This is a genomic window from Fulvivirga marina (assembly GCF_016775155.1).
In the GTDB taxonomy this organism is placed as follows: Bacteria; Bacteroidota; Bacteroidia; order Cytophagales; family Cyclobacteriaceae; genus Fulvivirga; species Fulvivirga marina.
This window is the reverse complement of sequence record NZ_JAEUGD010000043.1, coordinates 182747-198418: the sequence shown is the minus strand read 5'-3', so window position 1 is coordinate 198418 and position 15672 is coordinate 182747. Positions and strand designations below refer to the sequence as shown.

Below are 15672 nucleotides of genomic sequence, written 5' to 3'. Positions count from 1 at the left end.
AGTAGGATCTTATATTTACTGGAAGTTCACAACTACGTCCGATGCTAAAGCTTTGCTCAAATCTCCTATGTCCATTGCGACAATTACAAGCATTACATTTTTAACCGCATGCTACCTTCTCGTAGAGCAATTACCAACTCCTAAACCTACGGAAATAGCTTATGCTTACAACCCTCAGGACAGTGTACGTGATGCTGTAAAACATGATTTAAAGTTTGATGGTTTGGATGATTATGCCGATAACCTGGTTTATCAACATGAATTTATTACCACATATATGGCATTGCCAGATTATTGGGAGCTAAGTGATGGCCACCATTATAAAGAGATAGAAAAACTACAAGAATGGTATAACCACCAATATGGCAAAGGAGACACCACACTGGGGGCCTTTGGATTAGGAGTAATATATTTTCTGGAAGACAACTATGATGAATCCCTGAATTGGCTGAATAAAATTACTCCAACCTCAGTACCTTATGTAAATTACTACCTGGGTAAGATATATGAAGCTAAAGACACTAAACAAGCAAACGAGTACTTTTGGAAAGAGTTAGGAACCACGAGCAACTATTTTGGAAAAACAGTCAACCTGCTAATCGATAAATATACCCAAAGTAAAAATTACTCCAGGCTTTACGACCTACTGAATTATGGCAGTGCCTCTCTATATTTTTCTTATTCCCTAACCCGCCAGATTTATCTATATGATTTACAACCGGTTCAATATTTTATTTGGTCATTAGGTACCATTTTTGACCCTATTAAACCATTGGGCCTGCTGGCAGCCCTAGCTATTGCTGCGATATGGTTGATCTACCTGATCAGGCTGGACATATTTAACCCAGACAGGATTATTTATTTCATCTTGATGTTGTTCTCAGGAATGCTCTCAGTCTTGGGTGTATTGCTAATAATAGACCTAAAAGATATTTTCCTGAATTGGGATATGGATGGAAACTTTTTCGGAGATCTTTTCTATGCCGTTTTTGCCATAGGTGTACCGGAGGAACTGGTTAAAATATTACCATTCATTCTACTGGCACTGTTTACCAAGGTACTTAAAGAACCTATCGACTATATTATCTATGCTTCTGCATCTGCTCTTGGGTTTGCTTTTGTGGAAAACCTGCTCTACTTTCAGGATGTTGCCGATGGCATTATTCACGGGCGGGCATACCTTTCGGTAGTGGGGCACATGATGGCTTCATCCATTGCTGCATATGGACTGGTTATAAGCCGGTTTAAAAATAATGCTTACCATCCTGCACTGGCTTTCGCCATTTCTTTTTTGATCGCGAGCGTGGTACATGGTCTATACGATTTCCTTTTATTTCAAAACCTCGTTTTGATCTTTATCCTGTTTTTCATTTTTATCGTTCAGGTATGGATAATAATGATAAACAACAGCCTCAACAACTCGTCTTTCTTTGACTATAAAATGGCACATAAAGCAGAAGGTTCAAGGTTATTTCTGACTGTAGCCTTAACTTTCATTTTAGGTATTGAGTATATTATGGTTGGTTGGGATTACGGCCCTTCAGAGGCTCACCAAGCACTGGTTGGAAGTATTTCATCAGCAGGCTTACTAATCGTGTTCTTCGGCTCCAACCTGAGTTCTTTTAACCTCGTAAAGGGCTACTGGAGAGATGTCTACTTTAGCAGCCGGGAAAAAAGGGGATATGGCACATTGCCTCAATCCAAGATGATCATAAGCTGGTTTTTACTTAACTCAATCAAAGCACACAACTATGTAGGGCTCAACATTTATATTAAAAATGATCCTTATAATCAGGCATTAGCTGACCTGCTTAAGGAACCAATTACAGGTACAATTATAGACAGGATCATTCTTCATGATGAAGATGATCCCGACCCGCATTGGTTTCTTGTTAAATTGAATTCCGAATTGCCTTTGGTTGGCTTGGAGTCATCATATGTGCTGATCAAATTAAGGTATCAGAATGAGTCTCTGAAGTACCACGATGATCTTCATGCCTACTTCAGAACCATCCCCAATTTGCAATTACTGCAAAGTGAAAAAACATTTAAAAATTTATTTGATTCACATGGGTGGGTAAAAATCGGCAAATTTGTCACAAGTAAAACCCTTATTTAACGCAATTATAATATCAATAATGAAAAAACTTTTATTAACCTATGTGCTATTTAGCCTCTCTTTTTTGTATTCCTTGGCTCAGGATGAAGTTTTGTTTAAAGCAAAGCTTATCCCAAACACAACATATAAGCTGGTAATGAGTACAAGCTCTGTATCCACTGTAAATTTTGAAGCTGACCAACAAATACTGGATCAGATTGCTGCCAGTGGAACAACTTTACCGATGGAAGTAAAAGCAGAGCAAAACTTTGCTACTACCATCGAAACAGGTGATACAGGCGAAAGCGAAAAGTTTCAGTTTACTACCATTTATGACGATGCCTATGCCTTGCAATCTTTAAATGGTACTCCTGTCCCTACACCGGAGAGTCCACTTAAAGGAGCAAAAATATATGGACAGGTTTCAGGAGATATTAGCTTAAAGGTGGACTCTGTCACCGGAAACTTGGCTCCGGAATTTGAGTCATCAGTTATACAAATGACCGAACAGCTGATAAAAAATATAAAGTATCCTGAAAAGCCTATGAAAGTTGGTGACCAATTTAATCAGGAAGTACCTATGACCGTACCCATGGCAGGAGCAAGTCCTATGCAGATTCTTATTATAACCACTTATAAATTAAAGAGTATTACTGATAACAAGGCTCACTTTGACCTGACTCAGGAATTAAAGTTGAATGGTGATATGGAAGGAGGAAATATGGAAGCCAAAGGCAGTGGTACAGGATTTTCTGTATATGATATAGCTCACCATTTTATCGTTGACACAAGTTCTGACCTGAATATGAATTTATCCGTAAAATCGGATCAATTCACTGTAAAGGCAAAAGCAAATGTAAAGACCTCTCAAAAAACAGAAATTAGCAGCAGGTAGCCCCATGATATAACTCGTGTTGATGCCAACTAAAAAGCAAGCCACCCGAACCTCTCCGGGTGGCTTTGCTCAATAAGCCAGAAACAACTACTTATTACCTTTCTTGCCTCCATGATGATGGCCTCCTCTATGTCCTCCGAGACCTTCATGCCTTGGGTGTGTCACCATCCATTCAAGAAGTTTTACATACTGCTCCGGACTTAGCGTCTCCTTATAAGTCGCCAATTTAGCTTCATGAAAGCCTTGCATTTTCTCTCTTCTTAATTCGCGAACTTCCGTATTTTCTTCATGGAAAGCCTTCACCTGTTCAAAGTGCTCTATACTTGCTTGCTTTAGTTTGGCCTTTTGATCATCAGAAAGGTCAGGAAGAATCTCACTCACTTTTTCCATTTCTTTTTGAGACATTTTTTCCGGGTCTAGATCTTTCTTACCCATCGCCTGACCAAAGGCCATAGTAACACCCAACATGAGCATTACAGTAAATAATAATCTTGAATTTCTCATTTTTAATTTCTTTTGATTCTTGATTGCATCAACGGTAAAATTCAGGCTTTTGTGCTGTAATAATTAATGTATTCAATCAACAACCGGGTATTTTCAACGAACGGAGAAGAAGCTGAGGTTAACAGTCAAAATCTCAAACTAAAACACAAGATTCGATGTCAGGATTAACGTTGGTTGAAAAAACAGGTCATTACATTGAAACCTAAGCTCTTGCTGCCCTTAAAAAACGTAAATTAGAATATGGTAACACAACGCACTCAGCTTGTAGCCTTGTCCATATTATTATGGATAGGCTACTTTCTTATTCATTATTACTTCCTGTCGTTTCCCTTCGACTCAGAAGCATCCATAATTCTCGCAACGCGGGTGGTAGCTATTCACGCCATACTATTCTATGTCAATTATCACATATTACTTCCTAAGCTCCTGGATAAGAATAAGTATGTTACTTATTTTCTCTCTCTGGCTATACTCATTGTTTTTACCTACTTTTTATTCTCGCTATCTAATGAGATGCCTTTCATTCATGATGCTCAGGAGACCGGCCGACATAGACGGTTTCACGAAGCTCCAAGGCTAGAACGAGCCTTTAGAAGCCGGATCTTCATTAACAACATCATTTCTTCACTAGCAGTACTATTCATAAGCTCTACCTACTGGACTATAAGAAGGAACCAACAAAGGAAACAGCGTGAGATTAATTTGATGAATGAAAATCTGCAAACAGAGATGAAGTTTTTAAAGTCTCAGATCAACCCTCACTTTTTGTTAAACGCCATGAATAACATCTACTACATGGCTACCACAAGAGGTGAAAAAACGCCGGACATGATCATGAAACTCTCTGAGATGATGAAGTATGTACTTTACGAAACCAATGCAAAGCAAGTATTACTAAGTCGTGAGATAAGTTATATTAATGATTATATTGACTTTCAGCGTATCAAATTTGAACAGCAGCCAGATATACGGGTCGATTTTTCAGGCGCAGACGGGGATAAAAACATTAGCCCTATGATATTGATCCCCTTTATAGAAAATGCATTCAAGCATAGCAATTTGGGTGATGATACAAGTTTTGTAGAGATAAGATTGTCGACCTCCGGGCATTCGCTCCAGATGTTAGTGAGCAATACAATAAGCAGAAGCAGCACAAAAGACAAAACTGGTGGAATAGGGCTTGAAAATGTTAAAAGAAGGTTGGAGTTTCTCTACCCAGACCAATATGAATTAAGTATAAATGACGACGAGCACGTGTTTACAATAAACCTAAAACTTGAGCTAAAATGAATTGTATTGTAATTGACGACGAATTTCCCGCCCGTGCTATCATTGAAAGTTATATATCCAGGATTCCCTACCTCACTCACCTTCAAAGCTTCAAAAACCCTATTGAGGCTTTAGGCTTCATAAAGAAAAACAAAGTGGATCTGATGTTTGTAGATATTCAAATGCCTGAACTTACTGGAACAGAGTTTTTACGTTCCCTCCAAAACAAGCCTGCTGCTATTTTTACTACGGCATACCCTGATTACGCTCTCGAAGGCTATGAGCTTGATGTGATCGATTACCTAGTGAAGCCCATCTCTTTCAAGCGATTTTTGGTAGCAGTGGAAAAAGCCCACGATAGAATAAAAAAACGGTCAGAAGAAAAAGAAGATTACTGGATCATAAAAGCTGACCATCAAACACACAGGCTTCGATATTCAGATATAAATTATATTGAAGGGGCTCGTGAATATGTGACTTACCACCTAAAGGAAGGGAAACTGATGAGCCTGGAGGCTTTGAAAAATCTAGAGCAAAGCCTCCCGGACAATTTCATTAGAATTCATAAATCATACATCGTTAATAAGAACAACATCAGCTCCAAAGGAAGGCATTGGATAACCGTTGCTAATAAAGAACTACCAATAGGTAAATCTTACCGGCAGCAGATTAAAGACATATCTCTATAAAAATCAGGAAACCGACTTTTTGTACATTGTAAAAAAAGAAATGGGAGGAAACCTACTGCAAATCATTTACCTAACCCAGTCTCTGAAATTTGAAATCAGAGAAACGGGGATTGTATTAGCATCATATGGATTAGGGGCTATGGCTGGTTAATTAATAGGAGGGTGGTTATCGGACAAGATTGGTAATTTTCTGGTTCAATTTCTTAGCCTGATTCTTGGAGGAACATTTTTCCTCTTCCTGCCTATGATCACTGTTTTCGAATGGCTCACTGTCGCGGTCTTTCTGGTAAGTCTTACCATAGAATCGCTAAGGCCTGCAAACATGGCTTCCATAGCTTCTTACTCCAAACCAGAAAATCTAACCCGTTCATACTCACTCAACAGGATGGCGATCAACCTTGGGTTTTCCATTGGACCTGCACTTGGAGGCATACTGGCTTCTTACTCTTATGAGTTTCTATTTTATGCTGATGGACTTACCTGTATTTCTGCCGGCATATTTTTCTTCGCGTATTTCAGAAACAAAGCTCCAAGGGCTGTTAAAAAAGCCACTAACAAAGACAATGGATTAGCAAATAAGTCTCCTTACCGTGACTACCCCTTTTTAGTATTTGTATTGCTCGTTGCAGGCTTTGCTATCGTATTTTTTCAGCTTTTCAATACCCTTCCCTTATTTTACAGGGAATCCCATCATTTATCGGAGGGGACAATTGGTATGTTACTTGGGTTGAACGGCCTTATTGTTTTTCTGTTTGAAATGGTATTGGTTAATCATTTTGAAAAACGAGTACCTATTATCAAAATGATTGTTTTAGGCACCTTCTTATGCGGAGCATCATACGCTATGCTCAATTTTGCCGGAAATATACCTTTGCTCATTCTAGCTATGGCAATACTGAGCTTTGCAGAAATAATGGCCATGCCTTTCATGGTTACCTACGTAATCAACGCAGCAGATAAAAACAGCCAGGGAAGTTATCTCGGGCTTTACTCTCTGGGCTGGGCAACTGCATTTATGCTGGCACCCTTCTTGGGTACCCGCATAATAGCTGGTTTAGGCTTCGATATTCTCTGGTGGATTTGCGCTGCCACAGGCGCTTTCTTGAGTGCTCTGTTCTTCTTTATCTTAAGAAAAAACTAGTATATCAAAGCCATTGACCTATTGTACCACCTCTACACCTTTCCAAAAGGCGAGCCTTCCTTCAATGGGCTTTGCAGCCTCTTTGGTCTCAGGGTAGTACCAAACTGCATCTTTGTTAACATTATCATTTACTTCAAGCGTATAGTACGATGCTGTTCCCTTCCAGGGACACACTGTATTTGTTTCCGATTCTTTTAGAAACTCTTTGTTTACAGCATTAGCAGGGAAGTAATGATTTCCTTCAATTACTATAGTATCGTCGCTTTCAGCGATGGTTTTACCGTTCCAAATGGCTTTCATAGATTTCTATTTTAATGAGGGACTAATATATGGAGTTAGCAGCAAAATCTATTGTCTGTTTAATGACACGTGCATACCTTTAAGGGTTAACCCTAAAACTTAAATGTTAAAGATCGGCTTTGTAGTCAATGGCAAAAAAGGACGGCAAAAACGCTTCAATCAGGAGTTAGATAAGCTGGATAATGTCATTCGTAACCTGAACATAATTGTTAAAGAGACATCCAAGACAGGTCACGCCATAACTTTAGCTACTGAACTTGCAGATGCCGGGTGTACTCACATTATAGCAGTCGGTGGTGATGGTACTTTAAATGAAACTGTTAATGGAGTTAAGAAGTCCTCCAACCTCTACTGCAAAGTGGGCATGCTCACTTATGGCACCGCGAATGATTTTGCAAGAACTATTTCTGCACCAAAGTCTCTCCAAGAACTTCTGCAAGCCATAGAAAAGGGAAGCTATAGAAAACTAGATCTTGGTCTGATTGAACGGAAGGCAGGGGAACTTCTTTACAAACGCTATTTTATCAATATTGCTGACTTGGGAATTGGCGCTGAAGTTGTCAAACGGGTAAACAATTCGTCTAAAATCTTCGGGTCTGATGTTACTTTTTTTGGTGCCATCATCAGAACTTTCTTTAGCTACACAAACCAGCCTGTAACCTGTATAACAGATGACTGGAAATGGGAAGGAAAAATCAATTCACTGGTTATTGCCAACGGCAAATATTTTGGAAGCGGTTTATGTATAGCTCCTGAAGCTGACCCCAGCGATGGGAAATTCTCTATTGTGATATCCGGAGACATTGGTCTGGGGGATTACCTGAAAAATGTGGTCAAAATCAAAAAAGGAAAAATCCTAACACACCACAAAGTAGAGTACAAAGTGGCAAGAAGCCTAAAAATAACATCTCCTTCAGCAGACTGCTGTATTGAAGCAGATGGCGAGTTCATAGGCGGCACTCCTGTAACCGTACAAGTAGTGAAAGAAGGTATTGATTTTATTTACCGATAAATGCGCCGGAACTTACCGGAGCATTTATTATTCATTATTTTTTCACTACAAGAGTTCCGGCAAGCATATCATGAAGTGCCTGCTTTTTTTCAGTAAAGCCAGCCATTATATACCCTATGGCCAATATTAAGCCAGAAATTATTTTACCAAAATATCTTCCTGTAGCCTGACCAAAGCTGATCTTATTGCCATGCATGTCAGTAACAACAAGTCCAAGAGCCATTTTACCTACTGTAGCCTGTTTGTTACTCGACTCCATTAATGCAAAATAAAGCCAATAGAGAATTATACTAACAATTTGAATAAGGACTATTGAACCAGAGAAAATACTTGCCACCCCCATCATCTCTTCTTCAGACATATTGCCTGATGAAAATGAATTAAAGGTTCCTAACCCTAAAAGGCCCAATAAAGGTGAGATAATGATCCAATAGCCTATCGATAGAATAATAGCATCAATGATATAGGCGACAAACCTAAGCCAAAACCCTGCGTATTCAACCGGCCTTTGCTCAGAAACAGGTGAATCTAATGTTGTTTCCATAATTGATTTAATAAGTTTTGATAAGCCTTCAATCTATAAATTATTATTGAATTTTAAAAAATATTCTAAGATTTAGCTAACACTAATGTAGCCATAGACCTCTGACCTTCAACCAATACTGTTTTGATAGGCTCTACCTTTTCAAACCCTGACTCATAAACAAGCGTGCTAATATCTTCTGGTGTCAGTAAATAACTAAATGTATCATTGTCTGACTTTTCCATGCCCAAGGTAGAAGCCATCCGTATGAAGAGGATACCGTGCTGATTAAGAACGCGTTTTAATTCCTTGATCATCTCAAAAAATGTATCGCGATCCGGAGCAAAATGCAAAACAGCACTACAGATAATAGCATCAAAGAAATAGTCCTTCCAGGGTAGCCTTTCTACTTTTCCTTCCAAAAAATGGTCTTTCGGAATGGCTTTATGCATCATGTGTAACATTCTAACGGCCAAAGGATTACTATCAACTCCATACACATCATACCCATTATTAAGGAAGTAGGTCATGTTTCTTCCCTCTCCACACCCAGCATCTAAAAGCCTTTTTTTTCCTTCAAATCGTCCTTTAAGGATTTGGTCAAGCAAGTAAATATCAATATTGCCAATTGCTTTGTTAAGTTCCGAGTAATGCATGTTTTAATGATTTATCAAATTCCTGGCGTCCACAGTCTATTAATTCCTTACTTTTATAAAACTCAAAGGTACTGCAAGTCTCTCTCGATATACGAACAACAATATCAGGCCTGCTGTGTTCAATAATATATTCAGAAATTCGGTCTTGCATCAAATCAACAGATTTTGCAACAAGGTCAAAATAGCTCAACCTTTTAACTTTATTATTACTATTCTTAAGGAAAATACTGTTCCATTTCTCAAGTAGCGGAGCAAACCGTCCTTTATCTTCGGCAGATTGTGGGTTATCAGGCTTTATACAAGGTACTGCTGCATTAACATCAGAAACTACCACAATATCATCCTCAGATCGTTTTACATGGGCTATGGGAATAGGGTTAAGCACACCTCCATCAACAAGTTCAACACCGTTAATGATACTAGGTTTAAGTACTGACGGAATAGCAGCTGAAGCTCGGAGGGCTGTAAACAAACTTCCAGAATCAAAAACCACCTCTTGCTTATTGACTATATCAGTAGCAACTGCAGAAAAGCCTATATCCAAGTCTTCAATGTTGCAATCATCAATAAACGATTTCATTTGATTAAAAACACGCTCTCCCCGTACAAAGCCTTGCGTACTTAAAGTGAAATCCATCAACTTGAATACATCAATTTTATCCAGATTACAAACCCACTCTTTGAATTCAGGTAACTTCCCGGTTGCATAGACGCCACCAACCACTGCACCCATTGAGCTTCCGGAAATAGATCTAATTTCATAACCTGCATCAAGCAGAGCCTCTATGACTCCAATATGAGCTACCCCACGAGCCCCTCCACTTGATAATACCAGTGCTGCTGTTTTTTTCATAAGTAAATAAAGTTAGCAATGTGGCAAAATGCACCAAACTATTACGTAATTTTCAAATATCTGTATACTACAGCAAGTCAAAATCAATATATTTAATACTTTGCCATGTATGGACAAGCATTTACACTCCTATTTTGAAAGACTGGAAAGTTCAAAGAACAAATTACTATCATTGGTAGAAGGGGCTTCTCATGAGAAACTTAACGCCAAGCCTAATGACCAAAAGTGGTCTGCTTTACAAGTGCTGTACCACATGAAAGAGGCCGAGAAGTTACCCTTGGCTTATATGAAGAAAAAAACTCTTGATCCTGATGCTTTATACCCATCTACAATGAAGCAGAAATTCAGAAGCTATTTATTACGAATTTTTCTTTTTCTTCCAGTCAAATTTGAAGCCCCCAGAGTGGTAAAAGAAGGCATGCCGGAAGAAATAACTCTTGAAGAACTTAAAACGGACTGGGATAATGTAAGGGAGGATATGCATGAATTTCTTGACAACCTTGCGCCTGCCCTACACAATAAAAAAATCTTTAAACACCCAAGGATAGGCATGATCAACATCAGGCAAACTATGGAATTTTTCCAGTCACACTTTGATCATCATGTACCCCAGGTGAAGAGTCTCATCAAGAATAAACCCTAAGGAAGGATAATATCATTTGGCCGCAAAAACCTTGGTATTGAGGGGTTTTAAGAATTTAAAGTTGTAGTCTCGCAGGTTTTTATTCCGTACATTGACTTTATACCCAATTACATGAGCTTACAACCTCTACTCAAAATTAGTACGCTTAATTGAGTGACTTTATATAGCTTTAATCATGAAATACTTTATTCTATGAAAAAAACACTGGCTTTAATTGGCTTACTAGCTACCTGCATAGCAGGACACTCTCAAAACCTAAAATCTCCCGATGAGTTCTTAGGTTATGAATTGGGCGAACGCTTCACTCGCCACCATAAAGTTATCGAATACTTTAAGCACGTTGCTGAATCGTCTCCAACAGTAAAACTTCAACAGTACGGGGAGACCTATGAACATCGACCGCTAATGATCGCTATCGTGGCTTCTGAAGAAAATATGTCAAGGCTGGATGAAATTAAACAAAACAACCTCAAGCGGGCAAAGCTACTGGAGGGGTCGGCTACTGATGATCACACTGCCATAGTCTGGCTGAGCTACAATATTCATGGTAATGAGGCCTCTTCCATTGAAGCCTCTATGAAAACTATCCATGCTCTTGTTACAGAAGAGCGCAGTAAAGCGTGGCTGCAAAATACAATAGTGATCATAGACCCGTGCGTAAACCCTGATGGTAGAGATCGGTATGCCAATTTCTATACTCAATATGGAGATAGACACTTTAACCCTAATGGGGATGCCAAAGAGCACCACGAACCATGGCCGGGCGGCAGACCAAACCACTATTTATTTGACTTAAACAGAGATTGGGCATGGCAAACGCAGATAGAATCATCAAGCAGATCTGAGGAGTATCACCAATGGATGCCACATATTCATGTTGACTTTCATGAGCAGTATATAAACAACCCTTATTACTTTGCTCCGGCGGCTGAGCCCTTTCATGAAGTGATCACTCCATGGCAAAGGGAGTTTCAGACCATCATTGGAAAGAATCATGCAAAATATTTTGATACCAACAACTGGCTATATTTTACCAAGCAACATTTTGACTTGCTCTACCCTAGTTATGGGGATACTTACCCCACTTATAATGGTGCTATAGGCATGACGTATGAGCAAGCCGGACATGGTTATGCAGGCTTGGGTATCATCACCGAATATGGTGATACATTAACGCTAAAAGACCGGTTAGTTCACCACTTTACCACTGGTATCTCCACAGTTGAGATCACCTCAATTCATGCCTCCAGGGTGGTAAAAGAGTTCGAAAAGTACTTTGATCAGAACACCAGAAATCCAGAATCAAAATACAAAACCTACATAATTAAAACAGGGAATGACGCTGACAAGGTCAAAACTTTAACTCAGTTTCTCGATAAGCAGCACATCTCTTATGGCAAAGCCAATTCGGGCAAATCGTTAAGTGGATTTAGCTACAGAAGAAATAAAATGGCTTCTGTCAAAATTGATAACAACGACTTGGTGATCAGCGCTTACCAGCCAAAGTCAAGATTATTAACCGCTCTGTTTGAGCCGTTAGTAAAATTATCAGACACACTTACCTACGACATTACGGCTTGGTCTCTTCCTTATGCACACGGTCTGGATGCCTATGCTCTTACTGATCGTATTAGCGTTACCGACAAATATGATCCACAAAAGCCTAAAAGCAGTGCACCCCCTGCCCACACCTATGCCTATATACTTGACTATAGGAGTTTGCAAGATTCCAAATTTTTGGCAGCAATCCTTAATGAAGGCATAAACGCAAGGGTCTCACACAAACCTATTCAAATTGAAAATCAAAATTTCTCACGCGGCTCCATAGTCATAACCAGAAGAACCAATGAAAACATGGGCCGTGACTTTGATGACATGATTCATAAACTGGCGAAAAAATACGATAGAAATGTCATTGCAGTATCCACCGGCTTTGCGCAAAATGGTGTGGATTTAGGCTCCGGGGATGTGGCCCGAATAAATACTCCAAAAGTGGCCGTTCTGGCTGGCGAGCAAACTTCTTCACTAAATTTTGGAGAGATCTGGCATTTTTTTGAAAGACAATTGGAATATCCAGTTACAAACATTGGCACAGATTATTTCAATGATATAGACCTTTCAGACTATGACGTGCTCATTGTTCCTCATGGGCATTATAGTTTGTTCAATGAAAGTACATTATCAAAAGTTAACAGTTGGATAAGAGGTGGAGGCAAAGTAATCGCTATTGGAAGTGCGCTTAATGCCTTTAAAGACAAAAATGGTTTTGGTCTTAAAGAATTCGCTTCTGACAAAGAGAAAAAGGACGACGAGAAAAAACCGAGCCTTGAAGAACAGTTAAGAAGCTATGCAGACCAGGAGAGAAACCAGCTTAGCAATGCTATATTTGGTGCTATTTTTAAGATAAAGCTTGACAACACCCACCCATTAGCCTATGGTTATGACAAAGCCTACTTCACATTGAAAACAGGCAATCAGAATCTGGCTTTTTTAACCGAAGGTGGCAATGTAGGAGTTATCAAAGGAGAGGCCGAACCTATCAGTGGTTTTGCTGGATACCGGGCAACTCAGAAATTACAGAATAGCCTGGTGTTTGGTGTCGAAAACATAGGTAACGGACAAATTGTTTATATGGTAGATAACCCGATTTTCAGAGGTTTCTGGGAAAATGGCAAGCTTTTGTTTGCTAATGCCGTATTTATGGTAGGCAACTAAAGATAAAGCCCGGCTCGCTTATGAGCCGGGTTTAACAACATTTTCAAGATATTCCACGATATCTCCGACGGTTTTAATATCAACCATATCTTCATCCTTAATTCGGATAGTAAATCGCACCTCCAACCTAAAAACAAGATCGGCCAGATCCAGAGAGTCCATCCCCAGATCTTTCAAAAGATCGCAGTCCATTGAAATTTCAGACTCCAAAATCCCCAGGTCCTTTGTTAAAACATCCCTTACTTCACTCAGTAACTTCACTTTATGTTCAACTAACGCTTCCATACTCTTTTTTCAATTCACTTATTAATTCATCATATTCATTTATCTTTTCTCCGCTAACAATACCACGGGTGTTATTAAAAATTATCGCACTACCTAATCCTGATATCTCATCACTACTGCCAAGGTTGATTAAATCTAATCGACCGAAAAGTATCTCCTCCAAACAATAAAGCTGCAGCTTTACATATTGCGAAATGTTAACACCTGCCACTACCCAACCCTGCTGTCTTGATTCATCAACAAATGTTATCATGCGTTCCGCCAAGTACTCTCTAAAGTTATCATAATCACTTACAGACTCAGGAAAATACTTCCTTACTTCATAAATAAATGATGAACTCAATTTTCTGATATGCTTAAAAAAGTGGTGTTGTACACTAACCAGGGATACCAGAGCACAGTCCTTCTTACTCGCAGCTCTGCTGATCCCCAGTTTAGCATTATCCAGAAATCGTTGCGTCATAGCACGAATCAGCTGTTCTTTATTTAGATAAAGATCATAGAAATGCTTTCTTGATACAGGCGTAGCTGCCACTATATCATCAATCGTCACACGCTTGGGGCCATGCTTTAAGAAAAGCTCAAAAGCCACCTTTTCAATAACCGCCTTCATTTTTAATCCATTAACATTAAAGGCACTGTGGAGATATACTCCATCAGTGCCTACTCATACTACAAATCAACCTGCTTCCATCCACCACCCAATGCCTGATAAAGGTCAACTATGGCAGTAAGCTTTTTATATTGAGTATCTATCAGGTTCAATTCTGCAGATAGTTCATTATCCTTTGCTGTCAATACCTCAAGGTAGCTCGCATAACCATTGATAAGCAACTCCTCTGAATAGGTTACAGCTTCACTCAATGCATCACGCTGCTTCAGTCTTAAGTCATACTTCTCACTTTCTGCAGTAATAGTCACCATGGCATTACTTACCTCACGACCTGCATTTAAAACCGACTTTCTAAAGTTCAGCAAAGCCTGTTCCTGTTCTGCCTGTGATATTTTATATTGAGCTTTGATCTTCCCCTGATTAAAAATTGGTTGTGTCAAACCTCCAACTATGGTTGCAAACAGAGAACCCGTATCGAACCAGTTATCAAATTCTATACTTTGAAAACCACCGGTTGCAGAAAGTGTCAGCGAAGGGTAGAATTGTGTACGAGCAACATTGGTTAATTCAAACGCCTGCACAAGACCATACTCTGCTTCTATAATATCAGGCCTGTTACGCATCAGCTGAGCAGGAAGCCCAACGTTGATATCGACATCTAGCTCTTGCTCTTCAAGCTCCCCACGCTCTATCTCCTGCGGAACTTCTCCCAACAACAGAGAAAGTGTGTTTTCAACTATTTGGATCTGCTTTTTAAGGTCTGTTTCAAGAATTTGAGCACCATATAGCTGAGCCTCACTCTGCTTAACCGAAACCTCTGTTTGTTTTCCTGCCTCCTTAAGACTCTTCATAGTTTCAAGACTTAAGGTTCGGTTTTCTACAGTTTCTTCCGCTACTATCAATTGAGCATCCAAGGCCAATAACTGATAATAAGTACTGGCTACAGAAGCAATCAGCTTAGTCTGCACCACCCGGTATGCCGCCTCACTTTGCATATAAGCCGCATAGTAGGCTCTTTTGTTGCTTCTTATCTTACCCCATATGTCAGCTTCCCATGAAAGGTCTGCTGCCAGTTGATACTGATCTATACTCCCATTAAAAAAGGATCCAAACTGACTATTCTCCGCCAATTCCTGATGAGTAACGCTTGCTCCAACACCAACGGAGGGCAGGAATTCAAGTTTCTTCTGTTTGAAGTAAGCCCGTGCTGCGACTATCCTTTGCGCTGCTATCCCTATATCCTGATTATTGGCAAGGACATCACCAATAAGCTTATTGAGGTATTCATCTGGAAACAGGTCCTGCCATGGAATATTGGCAAGGGTTGTCGAATCTGTTGCTGTAAAATTCTTATACAACCCCTCTATTTCTATTTCAGAACGATTATAATTTTTGGTGGCGAGGCAGGACGATAAAATAACTGCCAATACCAGTCCCGACAACCCCGTATATATATTTCTTATTTGCATTTTTTCC

At 39.5% G+C, this 15672-nt stretch carries 16 protein-coding genes; 8 read left to right on the top strand and 8 right to left on the bottom strand.

Annotated features, from left to right (window positions below):
* Positions 1-67: 67 nt before the first annotated feature.
* Positions 68-2119, top strand: a complete 2052-nt coding sequence (locus JMN32_RS14540; protein ID WP_202857068.1) for a PrsW family intramembrane metalloprotease — start codon at positions 68-70, stop codon at positions 2117-2119.
* A 19-nt stretch (positions 2120-2138) separates the two neighbouring features.
* Complete coding sequence (locus JMN32_RS14535; RefSeq protein WP_202857067.1) at positions 2139-2993, top strand: hypothetical protein; 855 nt, start codon at positions 2139-2141, stop codon at positions 2991-2993.
* An 87-nt stretch (positions 2994-3080) separates the two neighbouring features.
* Here JMN32_RS14535 and JMN32_RS14530 read toward each other — a convergent pair whose 3' ends face one another.
* Positions 3081-3497 carry a hypothetical protein gene (locus tag JMN32_RS14530; protein WP_202857066.1) on the bottom strand — a complete coding sequence of 139 codons (417 nt, stop codon included), beginning with the start codon at positions 3495-3497 and terminating at the stop codon, positions 3081-3083.
* 240 nt (positions 3498-3737) lie between these two features.
* Between JMN32_RS14530 and JMN32_RS14525 the strand changes: the two genes are divergently transcribed.
* The 3 genes from JMN32_RS14525 to JMN32_RS14515 all read left to right on the top strand — a co-directional run bounded on the left by JMN32_RS14525 (position 3738) and on the right by JMN32_RS14515 (position 6596).
* Entirely contained in the window at positions 3738-4787 is a 1050-nt protein-coding gene (locus JMN32_RS14525; protein WP_202857065.1) for a sensor histidine kinase, read from the top strand.
* A complete protein-coding gene (locus tag JMN32_RS14520) occupies positions 4784-5455 on the top strand; it encodes a LytR/AlgR family response regulator transcription factor (RefSeq protein ID WP_202857064.1) in 672 nt (223 codons plus the stop codon). Before JMN32_RS14525 ends, JMN32_RS14520 begins: the two co-directional genes overlap by 4 nt.
* 154 nt (positions 5456-5609) lie before the next feature.
* The gene (locus JMN32_RS14515; RefSeq protein WP_202857095.1) at positions 5610-6596 is read left to right on the top strand and encodes an MFS transporter; all 987 of its coding nucleotides are present in this window, start codon (positions 5610-5612) and stop codon (positions 6594-6596) included.
* A gap of 18 nt (positions 6597-6614) precedes the next feature.
* Here JMN32_RS14515 and JMN32_RS14510 read toward each other — a convergent pair whose 3' ends face one another.
* Positions 6615-6896, bottom strand: a complete 282-nt coding sequence (locus JMN32_RS14510) for a DUF427 domain-containing protein (RefSeq protein ID WP_202857063.1) — start codon at positions 6894-6896, stop codon at positions 6615-6617.
* Positions 6897-6999: 103 nt separating this feature from the next.
* Between JMN32_RS14510 and JMN32_RS14505 the strand changes: the two genes are divergently transcribed.
* Complete coding sequence (locus tag JMN32_RS14505; protein WP_202857062.1) at positions 7000-7908, top strand: diacylglycerol/lipid kinase family protein; 909 nt, start codon at positions 7000-7002, stop codon at positions 7906-7908.
* Positions 7909-7942: 34 nt separating this feature from the next.
* Here the strand turns inward: JMN32_RS14505 and JMN32_RS14500 are convergent, their stop codons facing one another.
* From JMN32_RS14500 to JMN32_RS14490, 3 genes are all read right to left on the bottom strand, one after another.
* Positions 7943-8452: an RDD family protein gene (locus JMN32_RS14500; RefSeq protein WP_202857061.1), complete on the bottom strand. Its 510-nt coding sequence runs from the start codon at positions 8450-8452 to the stop codon at positions 7943-7945.
* Between the two features lie 65 nt (positions 8453-8517).
* Positions 8518-9087, bottom strand: coding sequence for a class I SAM-dependent methyltransferase (locus JMN32_RS14495; RefSeq protein WP_202857060.1), 570 nt, complete (start codon positions 9085-9087; stop codon positions 8518-8520).
* A complete protein-coding gene (locus JMN32_RS14490; protein WP_202857059.1) occupies positions 9068-9940 on the bottom strand; it encodes a patatin-like phospholipase family protein in 873 nt (290 codons plus the stop codon). The genes JMN32_RS14495 and JMN32_RS14490 overlap by 20 nt, the downstream gene beginning before the upstream one ends.
* A 109-nt stretch (positions 9941-10049) precedes the next feature.
* On the opposite strand from JMN32_RS14490, the gene JMN32_RS14485 reads away from it, so the two are divergent.
* Both JMN32_RS14485 and JMN32_RS14480 read left to right on the top strand, forming a co-directional pair.
* Positions 10050-10583: a DinB family protein gene (locus tag JMN32_RS14485; protein WP_202857058.1), complete on the top strand. Its 534-nt coding sequence runs from the start codon at positions 10050-10052 to the stop codon at positions 10581-10583.
* A 192-nt stretch (positions 10584-10775) separates the two neighbouring features.
* Positions 10776-13298 carry a M14 family metallopeptidase gene (locus JMN32_RS14480; RefSeq protein WP_202857057.1) on the top strand — a complete coding sequence of 841 codons (2523 nt, stop codon included), beginning with the start codon at positions 10776-10778 and terminating at the stop codon, positions 13296-13298.
* Positions 13299-13316: 18 nt separating this feature from the next.
* Here JMN32_RS14480 and JMN32_RS14475 read toward each other — a convergent pair whose 3' ends face one another.
* From JMN32_RS14475 to JMN32_RS14465, 3 genes are read right to left on the bottom strand one after another with little or no spacing between them, the layout of a single operon-like run.
* Positions 13317-13583 (bottom strand): phosphopantetheine-binding protein, encoded by a 267-nt coding sequence (locus tag JMN32_RS14475; RefSeq protein ID WP_202857056.1) that lies wholly within the window; start codon positions 13581-13583, stop codon positions 13317-13319.
* Positions 13567-14196, bottom strand: a complete 630-nt coding sequence (locus tag JMN32_RS14470; RefSeq protein WP_202857055.1) for a TetR/AcrR family transcriptional regulator — start codon at positions 14194-14196, stop codon at positions 13567-13569. The genes JMN32_RS14475 and JMN32_RS14470 overlap by 17 nt, the downstream gene beginning before the upstream one ends.
* A gap of 59 nt (positions 14197-14255) precedes the next feature.
* Positions 14256-15665 carry an efflux transporter outer membrane subunit gene (locus JMN32_RS14465; RefSeq protein ID WP_202857054.1) on the bottom strand — a complete coding sequence of 470 codons (1410 nt, stop codon included), beginning with the start codon at positions 15663-15665 and terminating at the stop codon, positions 14256-14258.
* Between the last annotated feature and the right edge of the window lie 7 nt (positions 15666-15672).